Here is a 2,567-nt window from a genome sequence, read left to right as displayed (position 1 = left end):
GGCTCACCTGTTCCCATTCCGAACACAGAAGTTAAGCCCTCTAGCGCCGATGGTACTGCTAACGCGGGAGAGTAGGTCGCCGCCAGTTTTTTTAAACCTCAATCATTTATTTGATTGAGGTTTTTTTTGTGTGATAAAATCAGAGAATAAAGCTCATCAATTTGGTTTGATAAGCTTTATTTGTGCAATAAACTCAGCGGGATAATTGTAAAATGCCAATAAAGAATGAAGATCATAACTTGTTAAACACCATATGCAACGATTCCGGATTATATTCATTCTTTTAGAAGTATATAAAAACACACTTATTTACACTCAATATTTAAATCTCCTTATAATCCCTCACACCATAAATACTGTAGTGTTCTAGGCTGCAGCACTTTCTCCGCAATTAGGAACACTGGATCCGTATGAAACTTGAACAATAGATAAATGATTTTGATAATCTGCAGAGAAGAAATATCCCGACTTCTACTTCCTGAAGTGATTATTTGAAGTTTTTTATTTTAGCATTAAATGGTTCCGAAAAAGTATATTGTATTCCTGCAGTTTGAGTAGTATAAAGTAGGATAATATTACATTATTGTGATTTAGTAATTCCCAATTCTCCACCTGCTAAGTTTATATTGCGTATTTTTCAGAGAACTTTAGACTTTCTCCGATAAGGGTCATTGTCCTCTGTTTTTTATATATAATATCTTCTTGTATAGGCATAGTTAATTGCAAAGACGTTGGATTATTATTCATAATATTCTATATGCATATCCGTTTTTAATCATAATTTATCAACAGGTAAAATCTAAATTTTCTAGCTACAAAAATTTACCGTTTGGATTGCGTTCGATTTCCTGTTCAATGTGATAAAATCATTTTTATCGGTTAATTTAATTAGTTTAATGTCATTTTCACTTTATAAAAACAAGTCAGGCCAATTCTTCAAATTATGTAATTGGTCATGCCTGGCAGTAAAGTGTCTGAATGTAAATTTTTAATATTATTGGACGCAGCACTATTTTGATTTTTCATATAATCGGATGTAAATTTAGTCAACGCAATGGTGCCAGATTAATATACCGATTGAGATCTGGATTATAGTTTAAAGTATTTTTTTATTCTTACCTCAGGTTATTTTTTGTTTATTTTATGAGGTCAGTTTCATAAAGAAATAGAAACCCTGTTTTTTGAATTTCGTTTATACTCTACCTAAAAAAACCTAAAAATTTAATTTTTAAATTTTTGCAATATTGCTTTGAGAATTTTCGTTTTTTGAATTTTTATAATTTTGAATATTTACAAGAACGAAAATGCAGATGCTTGATATTAAAAATTAAATACTTTCGAATCATTTTTTTAAATGTATATCCGTAATTAGTAATGAAGATATATTTTTCTGTCCTTGTTAAGTGTAACGCCTTTGTGCCTTTAAAAAAGTGATAAAAACAGCATATATGTAAATGAAATCTTTGTCTCGTTCACGACGAGATTAAAAATTTTCATTATGATTAAAGACCGATATACATTTTTTTTATTCTATTCGGAATACATCCGCTCAAGTGACGTAGGTTTTTTTTAGATTTCATTTTTATAACATCTGTTTTTTGGATTATACTTCAGGTAATTTCTTATTTGATTCAAGTTGCCTTTTAATTTGAAAATTTGAGATTAAATCAGTATCCATTTTACACATATAAATTTTTAATTAAAAATCAGATAGGTTTGTTGGCTTTCGGTTCATCCATTGTTATTGTTATTTATTTTTAGAATTAAAGAGATATTGATTATTTTCTTTTTTTCAGCTTCCCCGAGATTAAGTTTCTTTTCCTGATTCAGCTCATGATGATCTACGGTCTTGTGACGGAAATTCTACAAGACGAAATACATTTAGGACGTTTGCTGGAAGGTCTTGATTTAGTTGCAGATATTATTGGAGTCCTGATCGGTTACTTTATTTTCAAAAAGTTAGAGCATACTGTTAAATAGTACGGTTCTTTTTGATCTTTTTTCTCCGCTGTCTTATATATAATAAGTACTATTTTCCAATATCAGGAGTTTTTTTATTCCAGAACCCTGTTCATATTTTTGGCTTTAGTGGTATTTATTAATTAATCTCAATCGCTTTCAGTATTTTTAGATAAAGTGGATAACTCTAGTGTATTTCTATTTTATTATTACTTAAATAGTTGAGATATTAGTTATGCACATTTTCGAATTATCGTCAAAAGAATTTGCGAGATATAGACAGTAGGATTACATTTGCACCACTCTAAAAAACAGAGTAGCGAAGTAGAATAGTCAAGCAATATATTTTATATTTAAAAAAAATAAAAGCTTGCGGATTAAGAAAAACTTCTTATCTTTGCAATCCCAAATCGAGAGATGATTGGGGAGCGAAGTAGGAGAGTATTGAATGTTATTAATAGGGAGTTATTGGTTAGTTAAAAAACTTTTAAATTTCTTTGAGAAACATTTGGTCACTTAGAAAAAACTTTATACTTTTGCACTCGCAATTCGGAACGAACGACAGAAAGAGTTTCCGGATATAAGCGAAGAGATTAAAAGATCATTGA

At 29.6% G+C, this 2,567-nt stretch carries 1 rRNA gene; it reads left to right on the top strand.

The window, feature by feature from the left end:
- Positions 1-88, top strand: a 5S ribosomal RNA gene (rrf, locus tag WBY99_RS03460); the annotation flags it as partial.
- Positions 89-2,567: the final 2,479 nt, after the last annotated feature.

This window comes from Kaistella sp. (assembly GCF_049588135.1).
Lineage (GTDB): Bacteria > Bacteroidota > Bacteroidia > Flavobacteriales > Weeksellaceae > Kaistella.
This window is presented reverse-complemented; position numbering and strand designations above follow the sequence as displayed.